Raw genomic sequence first — 16,313 nt, forward strand, 5'->3', positions numbered from 1 at the left:
CCGTCCGGGGAGGCGGTGCGGATCAGACCGCGACCACGCCCTCGATGTCGAGGACGCGGTCCACGTCCAGCACCAGCAGCAGCGCGCCGTCGAGCTTGTACGCGCCGCGGATGAGCTCGCGCACCGGGCCGTTCAGCGTGTCCGGCGGCGGCTCGAACGTGGCGTCGGCGGCCTCGATGACCCCGCCGATGGAGTCCACCAGCAGGCTCCAGACCTCCTCGGCGGCGCGGACCACGACGTTCATCGCGACCTGGCCCTCGCCGCGGTCCGGCAGGCGCAGCCGGCGGCGCAGGTCCAGGGCCGTCACGACCTGCCCGCGCAGGTTGATCAGGCCGGCGACGGCGTACGGCGCCAGAGGCGCGGGCGTGCGGGGCTGCTCGGTGAGCACCTCCTGCACGCGACGGACCTCCACGCCGAACAGGTGCCCGGCCAGGTGGAAGGTGGCGTACTGCGTGGACACGTCAGACCCCCAGGCTGCTGGTAGCGGCGGCGAACTCGGCGCGAGCCTCCGCGGAGAAGAAGTTCGGGTCGGCCGCGAGGATCGCGGAGCGGACGTCCAGCAGCTCCGTGACGCGGTCGCGGATCACGGCCGAGCCGACCAGGCCGGCGTCGTCGATGTCGCTGTGCGCGGTCTGCTGGCTCACGATGTCGACGATCTCGTCGACCACGATCGCCACGCTGCGCCCGCGCGCGGAGTACACGACACCCGGCAGGGACTCCGGCTCCGCCTCGTCGTAGCCGCGGTAGCTGCCCGAGAGGTGGTCGGAGAGGCGGACCAGCGGCAGGATCTCGCCGCGGTAGCGGACGACCTCCCGGCGCCCGACGCGCTCGATGTTCTCGACCTTGAACTCCTCGAGGCGGGTGACGACCTCCAGCGGGATCGCCACGCGGCGGTTGCCGCCGAGGCCCACCACGAGCAGGCGCTGGTCGTCGCCCGCGGTCTCCGCGCTCTGCGCCTGTGCGGCCACCGCGTGCTCCAGTCCCTCCGAGCGCATCGTGCGCCGCGCCAGCGACTGCACGTCCAGGATCAGGCTGACCCGGCCGTCACCGAGGATGGTGGCGCCGGCGTAGCTGCCGATGCTCTTCAGCACGCCCGACAGCGGCTTGACGACGATCTCCTCGGTGTCGAGGACCCGGTCCACGAGCAGGCCGAAGCGGCGGCCGTCGGACTCCAGCACCGCGATGACCAGGCGGGTCGGCTCGGGCTCGTCCACCGGGCGCTGCAGGCCGAGGGCCTCGTCGAGGCGGACCAGCGGCAGCAGCGCACCGCGCAGGCGGTACACCTTCGCGCCGGCGACGTCCTCGATGGCGTTGGCCATGCGGTCGGTGTCCAGGCTGACGAGCTCCAGCAGGTTCACCTGGGGCATCGCGTAGCGCTCGCCGGCGCACTCGACGGTCAGGGCCGGGACGATCGCCAGGGTCAGCGGGATGCGCAGGCGCCAGATGGTGCCGTGGCCGGGGGTGGACTCCACGTCCACGGAGCCGCCGATGCGCTCGATGTTCGTCTTCACGACGTCCATGCCCACGCCGCGGCCGGAGACGTTGGTGACCTTCGCGGCGGTGGAGAAGCCGGGCATGAAGAGGAACTGCAGGATGTCGCTGGTGGTCATCGTCTCGAGCTTGGCCTGCGAGACGAGGCCCTTCTCGACGGCCTTGGCGCCGATGACGGCCGGGTCGATGCCCTTGCCGTCGTCGCGGACCTCGACGAGCACCTGACCGCCCTCGTGCGCGGCGCGCAGCCGCAGGGTGCCGGTCTCGTTCTTGCCGGCGGCGAGGCGGACCTCCGGCGGCTCGATGCCGTGGTCGACGGCGTTGCGGACGATGTGGGTCAGCGGGTCCTTGACGGCCTCGAGGAGGGTCCGGTCGAGCTCGGTCTCCTTGCCCTCCATCTCCAGCTTGATCTTGCGGCCGAGCATGTTGCCGAGGTCGCGCACGACGCGGGGCAGCTTGGACCAGAGGTGCTCGATGGGCTGCATGCGGGTGCGCATGACGCCCTCCTGCATCTCGCTGGCGACGAGGTTGAGGCGGTGGCAGGCGCGGGTGAGGTCCTCGTCGCGCAGGGAGCCGGCGCGCTGGAGGATCTGGTTGCGGGCCAGGACGAGCTCGCCGGCGAGGCGGACGAGGGTCTCCAGGAGCTCCACGTCGACGCGGACGGTGGCGTCGGCGTTGTGGCCGGACTGGCCGGACTGGCCGGGCTGGCCGGCGGGGGCCTCGGCGGGCGCCGGGACGGCGGGTGCGGGGACGTGCGCGGGAGCGGCCTCGGCGACGGGCTCGGGCTCCGCGACGGGCTCGGCCACGGGCTCGGCGGCCACGACGGCCTCCGCAGCGGCCTCCACCACGGTCTCGGCCACGGCGGCCTCCACCATGGCCTCGACGACGGCGGCCTCGACCACGGGGACCTCCGCCACGGGGGCGGGGGTCTCGGCGACGGGCTCGGCCACCACCGGGGCGGGGGCCGCGGGCCGGGGGGCCTCCTCGCCGGCACCGGCCGACGGCGGCAGGACGGGGGTCTCGCCGTCGAGGACGGCCCGGATGGCGGTGACGACCGCGTCGACCTCCACGTCGCCCTCGGCGCCGGTCTCACCGATCCGGTCGAGCAGCGCGCGGATGGTGTCGACCATGCGCAGCAGCACGTCGGTGGTCAGCGGCGTCATGACGATCTGACCGTCGCGCAGGCGCGCCAGGAGGTTCTCACCGACGTGGGCGACGGCCTCGAGGCGACCGAACGCCAGGAAGCCGCTGGTGCCCTTGATGGTGTGGATGGTGCGGAAGACGCTGGCCAGCAGCTCCCGGGACTCCGGCTGCTGCTCGAGGGCGACGAGGTCGCGGTCGAGCTGGTCCAGGTTCTCGTAGCTCTCGACGAGGAATTCCTGGACGATCTCGTCCATGTCGTCCATGTGGTCCACTCCCGGCTGTCGGTGATCGCTCGCACGGCGGCGCGCCTGTAGACCTCATCGGCAGGCGCGGGGTGGAACTGAAACAGCGCCCCGCCGCGGGGCGGGGCGCTGCTCGGGGCGGCGGGGCCGCCGGGTGGGTCAGCCGGCGAGGCGGGTCAGGGCGAGCTGCACGAGGGTGACGAGGCTGTGCTTGGTCGCGGCACGGCTGCGGGCGTCGGTGTAGACGAACGGCACGTGCGCGCCCACGGCCAGCGCCTCCCGGACGGACTCCAGGTCGTGCTGGGCGATGCCGTCGAAGCAGTTGACCGCCACGACGAACGGGATGCCGCGCGACTCGAAGTAGTCCACCGCCGGGAAGCACTGGTCCAGCCGGTCGGTGTCCACGAGGACGACCGCGCCGATGGCGCCCCGCACGAGGTCGTCCCACATGAAGAGGAAGCGGTCCTGCCCCGGGGTGCCGAAGAGGTACAGCCACAGGTTGCCCGGCAGGGCGATGCGGCCGAAGTCCATCGCCACGGTCGTGGAGGTCTTGCGCGAGGCGTTGACCCCGGCGTCGTCGACGCCCACGGAGTGCTCCGTCATGGCGGCCTCGGTGCGCAGCGGCTCGATGTCGGAGATGGACCCGATGAACGTCGTCTTGCCCACGGCGAAGCCACCGGCCACGACGATCTTGACGACGGTGGGGGCCGTCGCCGGAGCCGAGGACGTCCCCGCCGGCGTCGGCTGGCTCACGTCAGAGCGAGGAAATGCCATTGAGAACACTCTCCAGGACGCTGATGGTGGAGGCGGGGTCCGCCGTGGTCGTGGCCGGTGCCATGCCGTGGATGCGGACCTGGCCGTCGGCCGACAGGTCGGAGACGACGACCCGCACCACGCCCACGGGCAGGCGGAGGTGCGCGGACAGCTCGGCCACCGAAAGGTACTGCCCCGTGGTGAGCTCCAGCAGGCGCCGCCGCTCCGGTGTCATCCGCAGCTCCGGGCTCACCACGGCCTCCACGAGGGCCTCCACGGGGATGTCCGCCGAGGTGGGCCGGGTCCGGCCACCCGTGACGGTGTAGGGGCGGAGGGTGAACTCCTCGCCCTCGTGGTCCCCGTCCCCGGTCTCGTGCGCGTACAGGTCCCGGGCACGGGCGTCGTGGCTCCCGGGGTCGCCGGCCGGGCCGGGCACGGGCCCGGGCGGGCCGGGCACGGGCCCGGGCGGGTCGGGCGCGGGGGTCACGGCGCTCACCACCCCGTGGGAGCCGGTGCCGCGGAGACGGGCAGGTGGGCCCGCATCTCCGACACCAGCTGCGGGGTCAGCGTGGCCTCGCAGCGCTGCACCAGCATCGCCATCTCGTAGCCGATCAGGCCGACGTCGCAGCCCGCCTCGGCGGCCACGGCCAGCACGGAGCCGTCGGAGATGTTGACGAGGAAGAAGAACATCTCGTCGAGCTCGATGATGGCCTGGCGCACCTCACCGGCGGCGAGCTGGCGCGCGGCCCCCCGGCACAGGCTCGCCATGCCGGACACGATGGCCGCGAGCTGGTCGCCGGCCTCGCGGTCGAGGTGCTCCGACATGGCCATCAGCAGGCCGTCGGCCGACACCACGACCGTGTGGCGGACGCCGGGGGTGCTGTGGACGAAGTTGTCGAGGAGCCAGCTGAAGTCGGCGGCCTCGGAGCTCATCGTGGTCACGGTGCGGTTCCTCCGGTGTCGGGGCGGTGGGAGCGGGGCGGACGGCCCGGCCGGGTGGTGGGGGTGCCGGCGGGTGCCGGCGGTGGCTGCTCAGCTGTCGCGGTGCTCACCGGCGTCGCCCTCCGCGGGTGCCTGGGGCGGCGGCGCGTCGGCCTGCACGCGGGGCAGCTCGCCGGTGGCGCCCTCCTCGCGGGCGCGGCTGACCCCGGCCTGGAAGCCGCTGAGCATCGAGCGCACGTCGGCCGGTGCGCGGCGCTGCCGCGTCGGGGAACCGCTCCGGGCCGGCTCGCTGGGGGCGGCGGCCGGGGTGGCCCCCGCGGTGCGCCGGGTGAGCGGCTGGGACCCGGCGGCCATGGTGGGCTGGAACGCGCTCGCGGCGGGGGCGGCCGACGGCGCGGGGGCGGACGGCGCGGGGGCGGACGGGCCGCCGCTCTGCGCGGCACGCTGGCGGAGCGCCTCGGCGACCGTGAGCGGCGCCCCCGGCGTGCGGGTGGGCTGCTCGGCGGTGTCCCGCGCGGCGGCCGGCTCGTCCGTGTCCTGCGCGGCGACCGGCGTCGGCACCTCGACGGGCGGGGCCACGGGGAACGCCAGCGGCACCGGGACCGGCCCGGCCACCGGCTCGGCCACCGGCTCGTCCGCGACCTGCCCGGCGGCCGGCGCCGGGACCTCCACGGGCGGGGCCACCGGGAACGCCAGCGGCACCGGGACCGGCCCGGCCACCGGCTCGGCCACCGGCTCGGCCACCGGCTCGTCCGCGACCTGCCCGGCGGCGGGCGCCGGGAGCTCCACGGGCGGGGCCAGCGGGAACGCCGGGGCGACCGGGGCGGCCTCGGGGCTGACGACCTCGGGGCCGACGGCCTCGGACGCCGCGGGGGCCTGTGCTGCGGTGGCCTGCGCCGCGGGGGCGTCCGCCGCGGGGGCGGGACGGCGCCGCTGCGGCAGCGTGCCGCCCGCCCCGGACGGGGCGGGCGCGATCGGCGGGACCAGCGGGGTGCGGCCGGGGGCGGGGGTGGGCACGGGCGCCGCACCCGGGTCCGGTGTCCCCGGGCGGGTCCGGGCGGTCCACAGCGCCTCGGCGGCCGTGCGCGGCGGCACGGCCGAGTCGCGGCGCGGGCGCCCCCGGCCGGCGGCACGCCTGGGCAGGATGTCCTGCGCCGCGCCCGGCAGCGGGGCCGCGGCACCCTCGACGGGCCTGCGGCGCGGCATCGGGGACGTCTCGCCGGACGCGGGGAGGTTCTCCGGCGTCCAGGCCGGCGTGGTGGGCAGCTCCACCTGCGGCATCACGGGCACCTCGGGGACCGACTGGGCGCGGTGGGAGCCGGTGGGCTGGCGGGTGGGCAGGGGACGGCGGGCCGGCAGCGGGCCCCCGGCGGGCACCTGGGCGGCGGGCGCGTCCGCCGGGGCCGCCTGCGCGGCCGGCACCGGCCGGGCCGGGACCTCCGCGGCCGGCACCTCCACGGCCGGGACCTCCACGGCCGGCACCTCGACGACCGGGGCGGCGGCGGGAGCGGCGGCGGCCGGAACGTCTGCGGGGGCGTCGGCGGGACGGGCTTCGATCTCCGCGCGCGCGGGGGCCTCCACCCCGGCGGCCACGGCCGGGGCGCTGACGGAGCCGGGGACGAACAGCGCCGGCGCCAGGCCCAGCGTGACGGTGGTGCCCCTGCCCTCCTCGCTCGCGATGTCGACCCGGACGTCCAGGCGGCTCGCGAGGCGGCCCACGACGAAGTACCCGAGCCGCTGGGCGCCGACGACGTCGCTGGCGCGGGCCGTGCTGATGCGCCGCAGGACGGTGGTGCGCTCCTCCTCGCTCATGCCGAGGCCGGAGTCGGTGATGCACACCTCGATGCCGGGGCCGCCCTCGCGGGTGGCGACCTGCACGCGGGAGGTCGGGTCGGAGAAGTTGGTGGCGTTCTCCAGCAGCTCCGCGATCAGGTGGGCGACGGCGAGGGCCTGGTGGCCGGCCACGGGCGGGTCCGCCTCCAGGGCCAGGTCCACCCGCTCGTAGTGCTCGATCTCGCCGGCGGCGGTGCGCACGACGTCCGACAGCGGCAGCGGGCGGCGCAGGCGGCGGCCGGTGTTGATGCCGGCGAGGACGAGCAGGGACTCGGCGTTGCGGCGCATGCGCGTCGCGAGGTGGTCCAGCGTGAAGAGGTTCTTCAGCGTGTCCGGGTTCTCCTCGGTCCGCTCCAGCTGGTCCAGGAAGGCCAGCTGGCGCGCGAGCAGGGCCTGGTCGCGGCGGGCGACGTTGACGAACATCTCCGCGATGGAGGCGCGCAGGGCGGCCTGCTCGCGGGCGATGGAGACGGTCGTGGCGTTGAGGTCGTTGACGACGCGGCTGAGCTGGCCGACCTCGTCGGTGCTGTCGTCGTCGAGCGGGGTGAACTCCACGCCGGGGCCCTCGCCGGGGGTCTGCATGCGCTCGACCATGCGGGGCAGCTCGTCGCGCACGGCGGTGGCGCTGGCCGCGAGGCGGGTCAGGCGGGTCGCGAAGCCGCGGGCCAGCCACAGCGCGAGCGCCACCGCGCCACCGAGGACGAGCAGGCTGAGGACGGTGACGAGGAGCGTGCGCCGGGTGGCGTCCTCGCGGGCCTGCTCCGCCGTCGCGGCGAGGGTCCCGGCCGTCCGCACGGCGTGGGCCTCGTAGAGGTTGCCGATCTGGTTGGAGGCGCTGAGCCAGTCCAGCTCGGCGACCGCGGCGCCCGTCCCGCCGCTGGCGTCGAACTCCCGGCGCGCCTGGGTGAGGGTGGTCTGGGCGCTGGAGAACTGCGCCAGCGCGGTGTCGAGGGCGGCGACGTCGGCGGGGCGCGCGGTGGCGTTCAGCTGCCGGCGGTAGAGGCCCTGCTCCACGACGGCGGCCTGGCGGGCGACGGTGGACTGCCGCGCGTCCTGCCCGCGGATCACGAGGACGCCGGCGAGCTGCTCGCGCAGCACCGCGTCCGTGAGCTTGCCGGTGAGCCCGAAGGCGCGCAGGTCCGCGGCGAGGTCGCGCCGGGCGGTGCCGTCCGCGAGCGCGGGCGCCAGGTCCCCGAAGCGGTCGGCGATCTGGTCGTAGCGGGTCATGGCGAGGTAGGGCGACGTCCTGCGCCCGTCGACCGCCTTGCGCAGGGCGGGCAGCTCCGAGGTCGTGAGGGCGCGCAGGTCCCGCACGACCGCCTCGACGCCCTGCGCCTGCAGGTCCAGGCCCGAGCCGGCGAGGAGGGCGTCGACCCGCTCCTGGGCCTGCGCCTGCTCCCGGCGGGTGGTGTCCAGCGTGCGGCGCGCCTCGGGGGTGCCGTCGAGCAGGAACTGCACGCTCCACAGCCGCTCGCGCTGCAGCGCGCTCGCGGCGGCGTTGACGTCCCGGGCCCCACCGGCGTAGGTGGCCAGGGCGGACAGCTCCCGCCCCTCGCGGACGACCTGCACGTTGAGGACGGCCGCCACCGCCAGGAGGAGCACGAGCGGCACGGCCAGCAGGGCGAGCAGCTTGGCTCTGATGCTCAGGTTCCGGAGCATGACGACCTTCCAGGGGCAACGGGCGGCGATCGGGCGGGTGCGGGCGGTCCACCGATCCTTCGGGAGATCGGAGGGCGATCTGAGGTGCCTGAGCCGGGTGCCGGTGCTCCACCTGTTCGGAGCAGCACCGGCGCCGGGTCCGGACGGCGGTCCGGCGGCACGCCCCGCCACCGCCCGGCGGAGCAGCCGCACCGCTGTCGCCGGGGTCACGATAGGCACCGTGACGCCCTCCGGTGCAGTCGATCCCGCCACATCGACCCCCTGTGACGAAGGACCACCCGCCGTGCTCGTGGTGCTGGCCGGCGGCACCTCGCGGCGGTTCACCGGAACCGCTGACGGACCGGAGTCGGACCATGACAAGGTGTCCGCCCTGCTGGCCGGGCGGACGCTCCTGGACCACCTGCTGGCCGGTGCCCCCGCACACCTGCCGGTCGTGGTGGTGGGGCCGCGGCGGCCGACGGCCCGCCCGGTGACCACCGTGCGGGAGCAGCCGCCGGGAGGCGGGCCCGTCGCCGGCCTGGCCGCCGCGGTGGCCGCCCTGCCCCCCGGCACCGGTGTCGCCGTCGTCCTCGGCGGCGACCAGCCGTTCGCGGGCCCGGTGGTGCCGCGCCTGCTCGCCGCGCTGGCCCGGGACCCCGGCGCGGACCGGGCCGTGGCCGTCGGGCCGGACGGGCGCCACCAGCCCCTGCCCGGCGCGCACCGCGTGCCGGCCCTGGCGGCGCGGCTGCGCTCGGCCCCGGCTGCGGGCCGGGCGCTGCGCGAGGTGCTGGCCGGGCCGGAGGTCCTCGTGCCGGTCACGGCGCGGGAGCTGCTCGACGTGGACACCGTCGCCGACCTGGAGGCCGCGCGCCTGCACGCCCGCGACCCGGGGGCCTGACCGGCCCCACCGCGCCCGGCGCTGCGTCCCACCGCGCCCGGCGCACGGGCACCTCCTAACCTGCCGGGGGTGCGAGCCATCACCGTCCCCTCCCCCGGCGGCCCCGACGCCCTCGTCCCCACCGACCTGCCCGACCCGGTGCCCGGCCCCGGGGAGGTGCTGGTGCGGGTCGCCGCCGCGGGCGTCAACCGTGCCGACCTCCTCCAGCGGCAGGGGCACTACCCGCCGCCGCCCGGCGCACCGGAGCACCCCGGCCTGGAGGTGTCCGGCACGGTCGAGGCCCTCGGCGAGGGCGTGGAGGGCCCGCCCCCGGGGACCCCGGTGTGCGCGCTGCTGTCCGGCGGGGGGTACGCGGAGCTCGTCGCGGTGCCCCTCGGCCAGCTGCTCCCCGTGCCCGAGGGGGTGGGGCTCGTGGAGGCCGCGGCCCTGCCGGAGGCGGCGTGCACGGTGTGGAGCAACCTGTTCATGCTCGCCGGGCTGCGGCCGGGCGAGGTCCTGCTCGTCCACGGCGGCGCCAGCGGCATCGGCACCCTGGCGATCCAGCTGGCCCAGGCCGCCGGGGCGCGGGTCGCCGTGACCGCCGGGTCGGAGGACAAGCTGGACCGGTGCGCCGCCCTCGGCGCGGACGTCCTCGTCAACCACCGCGAGCGGGACTTCGTGCAGGTGGTGCGCTCCGCGACGGGCGGGCACGGCGCGGACGTGGTGCTGGACGTGGTGGGCGCGCCGTACCTGGCGCGCAACCTCGACGTGCTGGCCCCCAACGGGCGCATCGTGGTGATCGGCCTGCAGGGCGGCACCCGGACGGAGCTGGACCTGGGCCTGCTGCTCGCGAAGCGGGGCGCGATCCTGGGCACGTCGCTGCGCAGCCGGCCGCTGGAGGAGAAGGCGGCGATCGTGGGGAGCGTGCGGGAGCACGTGTGGCCGCTGCTGGCCGGGGGCCGCGTGCGGCCGGTGGTGCACGCGACGTTCCCCCTGGCGGAGGCGGCGGCCGCGCACCGGGTGCTGGAGGAGTCGAGCCACGTCGGCAAGGTGCTGCTGACGACCTGAGCCCCCCCGCCCCCGTCCATCTCCGGGTTCGGGCGCACCACGCCCGTCCCCAGCCCGCCCATCTCCGGGTTCGGGCGCACCGGGCCCCCTCCCGGACCGCCGGAACCCGGAGATGGGCGGGGACAGCGGCGCGGTGGCGCCCGGGCAGCACGCTCGGCAGGCTGCCCGCCATGGACTACACCAAGCTCGGCCGCACCGGCCTGGAGGTCTCCCGCATCTGCCTGGGCTGCATGAGCTACGGGGACCCGGCCCGCGGTGGCCACCCGTGGACGCTGCCCGAGGCGGAGGCCGCGCCGTTCCTGCACCGCGCACTCGACCTCGGCATCACCTTCTTCGACACCGCGAACGTCTACTCCGCCGGCAGCAGCGAGGAGATCCTCGGCCGGGTGCTGCTGAAGGCGGTGCGGCGCGAGGAGGTCGTGATCGCCACGAAGGTGCACGGCCGGATGCGGCCGGGCCCGAACGGGGCGGGGCTGTCGCGGCACGCGATCCTCACGGAGGTCGACAACAGCCTGCGGCGCCTGGGCACCGACTACGTCGACCTCTACCAGATCCACCGCTGGGATCCCGCCACGCCGGTGGAGGAGACGCTGCAGGCGCTGCACGACGTGGTGCAGGCGGGGAAGGTCCGCTACCTGGGCGCCTCGTCGATGTGGGCGTGGCAGTTCGCCAAGGCGCTGCACCTGCAGGAGCTGAACGGCTGGACGCGGTTCGTGACCATGCAGGACCACTACAACCTCCTGTACCGCGAGGAGGAGCGGGAGATGCTGCCGCTGTGCGCGGACGAGGGGATCGGCGTGATCCCGTGGAGCCCGCTCGCCCGTGGCCGGCTGACCCGGGACTGGGACGCGGCGACGGAGCGCACGCAGACCGACGAGTTCGGCCGCTCCCTCTACGTGGCGTCGGACGCTGAGGTGGTGGCGGCGGTGGCGCGGGTCGCGGAGCGCCGCGGGGTTCCGCGGGCGCAGGTGGCGCTGGCGTGGGTGCTGCGCAACCCGGTGGTGACCGCGCCGATCGTGGGGGCCACGAAGCTGCACCACCTGGACGACGCGGTGGCGGCGCTGGGGCTGGCGCTGACGGAGGAGGACGTCGCGGAGCTGGAGGCGCCGTACTCCCCGCACGAGGTCGCGGGTTTCTGACCGGGAGCTCGTGGTTCTCCCGGAAGCGCACAGCGGGAGGGGGACGTCCCGCACGCGACACGCGGGCGTGTCGCGGCGGAACGTCCCCCTCCTCGGGAGTGCGGGCAGCGGGGACGCCCCCCGCCCGGGATCAGCCCCGCTCGACCACGACGGTGTCGGCACCGGTGAGGGTGCGCCCGTCGGCGGTGTGCAGCACGGCGGTGACCTGTGCCTTCGCCGCGGTGCTACCGGCGAGGGCGGCGCGCACGGCGGCGCCGTCGAACACCGCCCGCCACGGGGCGTTGCCCGGGGTGTCGAGCGCGGTGGCCTCGACGGGGGTGCCGTTCACGACGAGCCGGATGCCGGTGACCTGCTCGGGCGTGACGCCGGCCGGCGGGCGCAGCTGGGCGCGGATCTCCGCCTGGCCGCTGCCGCGCAGGTCCCACGTGTCCGGGGTGACCTTCACGTCGACGGCGGTCGCCCTGGGGGTCTGCAGCAGCTCCACCGGGGCGGCCTTCGTGCCGAACCCGAGGAAGTACCTGGTGTGCGGCGGCTGGTTGTAGCTGATGTTCTGCCACGCGATGCCCGCCCGGTACACGGGGTCGTGCAGCAGCGTCGGGAACCGGTGCGACGTCGGGAACGGCGTGGTGTACAGGCGCAGCGCGGTGGAGTCGTCGGTGCGCCAGATCACCTCTTCGCGCCAGTCGCCGAGCAGGTCCGCCTGCAGGGTGGGGCTGCCCTTGGTGTCGTTGTTCGACTGGGTTCCCGTGGCGATGAGCAGGTTCTTCGTGGTGGAGGTGGCCGGGTCCCACTCGTCGATGCGGCCGACGCCGGTGCGGTTCGGCAGCTCGGTGAAGTCGTGGTCGAGGATCTCCCGGCCGAGGTCGCCGTCCCACCAGATGACGTGGTTCGCGGCGGGGATGGTGTTGCCGAGGAGCTTGCCCTGCGCGGTGAACATCCAGCCGGTGCGGGAGTTCCAGGCCCCGTCGACGGCCCACGCCTCGGCACCGGGGTGCGCCGGGTCGATGTCGGCGGCGGCACCGCGGCCGGTGTCCTTGCCCGTCTTGACGCCCCACAGGATCTGCCCCGTGCGGGCGTCGTGCATCTCCAGCCCGTACGCGGAGTTCCTGTCCTCGTGGACGTTGACCTGCTCCAGCCCGGGACGGGTGGGGTCGAGGTCGGACAGGTGCATGGCGTCGCCGTGGCCGAGGCGGGTGTTGAACAGCGGCTTGCCGTCGTCGTCGATCGTCATGGCGCCGAAGGCGATCTCGTCGCGGCCGTCCCCGTCGACGTCCGCCACGGACAGGTTGTGGTTGCCCTGCCCACGGTACTGCGCGCCCGCCTGGTCGGAGTCGAACACCCAGCGCTGGGCGAGCTTGCCGTCGCGGAAGTCGAACGTGGCGATGACGGTGCGGGTGTAGTACCCGCGGCTCATGATGATGCTGGGGCGTTCGCCGTCGAGGTGGGCGACGCCCCCGAGGAAGCGGTCGACGCGGTTTCCGTACCCGTCGCCCCAGGAGGCGACGCTGCCGCGCGGCGGGACGTACTCGGTGGTGTCCAGCGCGGCACCGGTGCGCCCGTCGAAGACGGTGAGGAACTCCGGGCCGGAGAGGACGTAGCCGCCGCTGTTGCGGTGGTCGGCGTTCGCGTCGCCGATGACCACGCCCTTGCCGTCGCGGGTGCCGTCGGCGGTCTTCATGACGACCTCGGAACGGCCGTCGCCGTCGAAGTCCTGCACGACGAGCATCGTGTAGTGGGCTCCGGCGCGGATGTTGCGGCCGAGGGAGATCCGCCAGAGCTTCGTGCCGTCGAGCTCGTAGGCGTCGACGAACACCTCGCCGGTGTAGCCGGCGCGGGAGTTGTCCTGGGAGTTGCTGGGGTCCCACTTCAGGACGATCTCGGGCTGCCCGTCGCCGTCGAGGTCGCCGAGGCTGGCGTCGTTGGCGCGGTACGTGTAGGTGGCGCCGGTGGGCGTGGTCCCGTCGGCGGGCTTGTCGATCCTGATGTCGCGGGAGGTGCCCGCCCAGGCGGCGACGGGGGCGCTGCGGGCACGCTCCGTGCCGCGGATGACGGCGGCGACCTCGTACTTCGCCCCGGGGGTGCCCGCGGCGTCGAGGAGGTTGGTGCTCTCGGTGACGGGCTGGGCGGTGAGGCGCTGCCCGTCGCGGTAGACGTGGAAGCCGGTGGCCTGCGGCTCGGTGCCGAGCAGGCGCCAGCTCACGAGGACGCCGTCGGCCGTCTTCACCGCGACGGTCCCGCGGTCGAGGTGCTCGGCCTGGCGCAGGACGACGGGGGCGTCACCCGGTGCGGCGGCGGTGGGTGCGGCGGCCAGGGCGAGGCCGGTCCCGGCCAGGGCGAGGCAGGTGGCTGCGGACAGGGTTGCGCGACGTCCTCGGCGCACGGTTCCTCCAGCGAAGCGGTGGAAAGCGATTGCCGGGAAGGATGCCACCGCACGAGCGCGCCTGGCAATGGGCAGTTTTATCGTTTCACCTTCACGGACCGGCTCCCGCCCGCCGCCACCTCCGGGGAGGTCGAGGGCGCCGCACGGGCACCTGTGGCACCATCCCCGCGTGAGGGACGCCCGCACCGCCGGGACGGGACGGTGGCAGCGGCACCTGCGCAACTTCCGCTTCCTCGTCGACGGCCTGGGCACCGGCGTGGCGGCGTGGTTCGTCCTCGCGGCGCTCCTGCTGTGCACGCTCCCCCTCGTGACCCTGCCCCTGCTGCCGCGGGCGGCGCGCGCGGCGCACGCCCTCGCCGCCCTGGAGCGGCGCCGCACCGCCGGGTACCTGGGCGTGCGCATCCCCGACCCGCCGCCGGCGCCGGGCGGCGGGCCGCTGGCGGTGCTGGTGGACCCCGTGCTGCGCCGGGACGCCGCGTGGCTGCTGCTGCACGCGACGGTCGGCACGCTGGCGGGGGTGGTGGCGCTGAGCTGCCCGCTGGGCGCGGTGCAGAACACCGCCATCGCACTGGTGTGGCCGTTCGTCCCGGACCTGGTGACCACCGTGAACACCCCGGTGGGGAACTGGTCGCAGGCGGGCGTGGCGCTGCTCGTCGCGGCCGGGTACGCCGCCACGGGACCGCTCCTGCTGCCTCCGCTGGCCTCCTGGTACCTGCGGGCGGGCGCCGCGCTGCTCGCACCGCCGCGCACGGCGCTGGTCGAGCGGATCGCCGAGGTCACCGCGACCCGGGCGGCCGCCCTGGACGCCCACGGCGCGGAACTGCGGCGCATCGAGCGGGACCTGCACGACGGGGTGCAGAACCGTCTCGTCGCGGTCGTGATGCACCTGGGGATGGCCGAGCGGGCGCTGCACCGCGACCCGGCCGCCGCGCTGCCGATGGTGCTCACCGCGCGGCAGGCGGCCGACGACGCCCTGGGCGACCTGCGCTCCGTGGTGCGCGGCATCCACCCGCCGGTGCTGTCCGCCCGGGGTCTGACCGACGCCCTCGCGGGCCTCGCCGCGCACTGCTCCCTCCCCTGCACGGTGGAGGCGGCGCCCCTGCCGCCGCTGCCGGCCGCGGTGGAGGCCGCCGCGTACTTCGCCGTCGCGGAGGCGCTGACGAACTGCGCCCGGCACAGCGGGGCCCGCGCCGTCCGGGTGCGCCTGCACGCCACCGGGGAGCGGCTGGTGGTGCAGGTGTGCGACGACGGGCACGGCGGCGCGCAGGAGGGGCGCGGCAGCGGCCTGACGGGCATCCGCCGCCGGGTCGGCGCGCTCGACGGGACCCTGGGCGTGCAGAGCCCACCGGGTGGCCCGACCGTGCTGGAGGTCGGCATCCCGGTGGGTTCCTGACCGGTCCCCGGCAGGTTCCCGGCGGACCCGTGGTGGTGCCTGCGGGAACCGGCGGGGTGGGGCAGGCACCCCCCCGGGAACTCCCGCGCACCCCATCGCGGGGGGAACCCCGGCTGCGGATGCTGGGACCGACCGCACGACGACGCCCCGGCAGGGGCGCCCACCAGGAGGTTCCCGTGCCCACGACCCACCGCACCGACGGCAACCGCCCCGCCCGGACCGCGCGCACCGCACGCCGCCGCGCGGGAACGGCGGCGGCGCTGCTGGCCACCGCCTGCACCGCGTTCACCGTCGCCCCGCAGGCTCCCGCCGCCTCCGCGGCACCGCCGTCCGCGGCCGTCCAGCGGAACCTGGACCGGCTGGTGGCCGACGACGGGTTCCCCGCCGCGCTGGCCTCCGTGCGCGACCGCTCCGGGCGCGTCGTGAACCTCACCGCGGGCACGGGGAACCTGGCGACCGGTGCGCGGGTCCCGGTGGACGGGCGGGTGCGCGCCGGCAGCAACACCAAGACCTTCACCGCCGTCGTCGTGCTCCAGCTCGTCGGGGAGGGGAAGGTGCGTCTCGACGAGCCGGTGGAGACGTACCTGCCCGGGCTGCTGCGCGGGCCGGGCGGCGACGGGCGGGCCGTCACCGTCCGCCAGCTCCTGCAGCACACCAGCGGGCTGCCGAACTACACCGCGCTCCTCGGCGTGAGCGACCTGCTGGAGTTCGGCAACGCCCACTGGGAGCACCACGAGCTGCTCGACCTGGCCCTGGCGCAGCCGGCGGAGTTCGCCCCGGGGCAGGGCTGGAGCTACAGCAACACGAACTACGTCGTCGCCGGGCTGCTCGTGCAGAAGGTCACCGGCCGTCCCCTGGCCGTGGAGACCACCGAGCGCGTCATCAGGCGCCTGGGGCTGCGCGGCACGTACGTGCCCGACCTCGGGGAGCGCGGGATCCGCGGGAAGCACCCGCGGGGCTACCACGCGTCCGCGCCGGGCGGGGAGATGGTCGACGCCACGGAGCTCGACGCCTCGGTCGCGTGGGCGGCGGGCGACGTGGTCTCCACCCCCTCGGACCTCAACCGGGTGTTCCTGGCCCTGCTGGACGGGGACCTGCTGCGCCCGCAGGAGCTGGCGGAGATGCGCCGGACCGTCCCCGCCCCGAACGTGACGCCCGGGGACCGCGCGGGCCTCGGCATCTTCAGCACCCCCCTGAGCTGCGGTGGGCTGGCGTGGGGCCACGGCGGGGACATCCCCGGGTACGAGACGCGCGGCGGGGTCACCGAGGACGGCCGGGCGGTGACGGTCGCGGTGACCGCGCTGCCGGGCGCGCTGCGCGAGCCCGAGGCGGGGCACCAGCACGTCGTCGACGCCGTGGACGCCGCCCTCTGCCGCTGAGCTCCCCCGGTGGCGGTGCAGCCTGCTGTACCGCC

At 75.9% G+C, this 16,313-nt stretch carries 12 protein-coding genes; 5 read left to right on the forward strand and 7 right to left on the reverse strand.

The window, feature by feature from the left end:
- Positions 1 to 22: 22 nt before the first annotated feature.
- The 6 genes from ACYQBY_RS12415 to ACYQBY_RS12440 all read right to left on the reverse strand — a co-directional run bounded on the left by ACYQBY_RS12415 (position 23) and on the right by ACYQBY_RS12440 (position 8,063).
- Positions 23 to 460: a chemotaxis protein CheW gene (locus tag ACYQBY_RS12415; protein ID WP_459644159.1), complete on the reverse strand. Its 438-nt coding sequence runs from the start codon at positions 458 to 460 to the stop codon at positions 23 to 25.
- A 1-nt stretch (position 461) separates the two neighbouring features.
- A complete protein-coding gene (locus ACYQBY_RS12420; RefSeq protein ID WP_459644160.1) occupies positions 462 to 2,897 on the reverse strand; it encodes a chemotaxis protein CheA in 2,436 nt (811 codons plus the stop codon).
- A gap of 138 nt (positions 2,898 to 3,035) precedes the next feature.
- Complete coding sequence (locus ACYQBY_RS12425; RefSeq protein ID WP_459644161.1) at positions 3,036 to 3,650, reverse strand: GTP-binding protein; 615 nt, start codon at positions 3,648 to 3,650, stop codon at positions 3,036 to 3,038.
- Positions 3,631 to 4,116, reverse strand: a complete 486-nt coding sequence (locus ACYQBY_RS12430; protein ID WP_459644162.1) for a DUF742 domain-containing protein — start codon at positions 4,114 to 4,116, stop codon at positions 3,631 to 3,633. Before ACYQBY_RS12430 ends, ACYQBY_RS12425 begins: the two co-directional genes overlap by 20 nt.
- Positions 4,117 to 4,121: 5 nt before the next feature.
- Positions 4,122 to 4,571: a roadblock/LC7 domain-containing protein gene (locus ACYQBY_RS12435; RefSeq protein ID WP_459644163.1), complete on the reverse strand. Its 450-nt coding sequence runs from the start codon at positions 4,569 to 4,571 to the stop codon at positions 4,122 to 4,124.
- Between the two features lie 90 nt (positions 4,572 to 4,661).
- On the reverse strand, positions 4,662 to 8,063 hold the full coding sequence (locus ACYQBY_RS12440) for a sensor histidine kinase (protein WP_459644164.1): 3,402 nt from the start codon (positions 8,061 to 8,063) through the stop codon (positions 4,662 to 4,664).
- Here ACYQBY_RS12440 and mobA point away from each other — a divergent pair.
- The 3 genes from mobA (at position 8,062) to ACYQBY_RS12455 (ending at position 11,126) form a co-directional block, all read left to right on the forward strand.
- Positions 8,062 to 8,940, forward strand: coding sequence for a molybdenum cofactor guanylyltransferase (gene mobA / locus ACYQBY_RS12445; RefSeq protein WP_459644165.1), 879 nt, complete (start codon positions 8,062 to 8,064; stop codon positions 8,938 to 8,940). The genes ACYQBY_RS12440 and mobA overlap by 2 nt on opposite strands.
- A 69-nt stretch (positions 8,941 to 9,009) precedes the next feature.
- Positions 9,010 to 9,987: an NAD(P)H-quinone oxidoreductase gene (locus ACYQBY_RS12450; protein ID WP_459644166.1), complete on the forward strand. Its 978-nt coding sequence runs from the start codon at positions 9,010 to 9,012 to the stop codon at positions 9,985 to 9,987.
- Positions 9,988 to 10,157: 170 nt separating this feature from the next.
- The gene (locus tag ACYQBY_RS12455) at positions 10,158 to 11,126 is read left to right on the forward strand and encodes an aldo/keto reductase (RefSeq protein ID WP_459644167.1); all 969 of its coding nucleotides are present in this window, start codon (positions 10,158 to 10,160) and stop codon (positions 11,124 to 11,126) included.
- Positions 11,127 to 11,256: 130 nt separating this feature from the next.
- Here ACYQBY_RS12455 and ACYQBY_RS12460 read toward each other — a convergent pair whose 3' ends face one another.
- Positions 11,257 to 13,506 carry a rhamnogalacturonan lyase gene (locus tag ACYQBY_RS12460; protein ID WP_459644168.1) on the reverse strand — a complete coding sequence of 750 codons (2,250 nt, stop codon included), beginning with the start codon at positions 13,504 to 13,506 and terminating at the stop codon, positions 11,257 to 11,259.
- Positions 13,507 to 13,675: 169 nt separating this feature from the next.
- Between ACYQBY_RS12460 and ACYQBY_RS12465 the strand changes: the two genes are divergently transcribed.
- Both ACYQBY_RS12465 and ACYQBY_RS12470 read left to right on the forward strand, forming a co-directional pair.
- Complete coding sequence (locus ACYQBY_RS12465) at positions 13,676 to 14,899, forward strand: sensor histidine kinase (protein WP_459644169.1); 1,224 nt, start codon at positions 13,676 to 13,678, stop codon at positions 14,897 to 14,899.
- 176 nt (positions 14,900 to 15,075) lie between these two features.
- Positions 15,076 to 16,278, forward strand: coding sequence for a serine hydrolase domain-containing protein (locus ACYQBY_RS12470; protein WP_459644170.1), 1,203 nt, complete (start codon positions 15,076 to 15,078; stop codon positions 16,276 to 16,278).
- The last annotated feature ends 35 nt before the right edge of the window (positions 16,279 to 16,313 follow it).

The sequence above is a fragment of the Kineococcus anabasis genome (assembly GCF_054590795.1).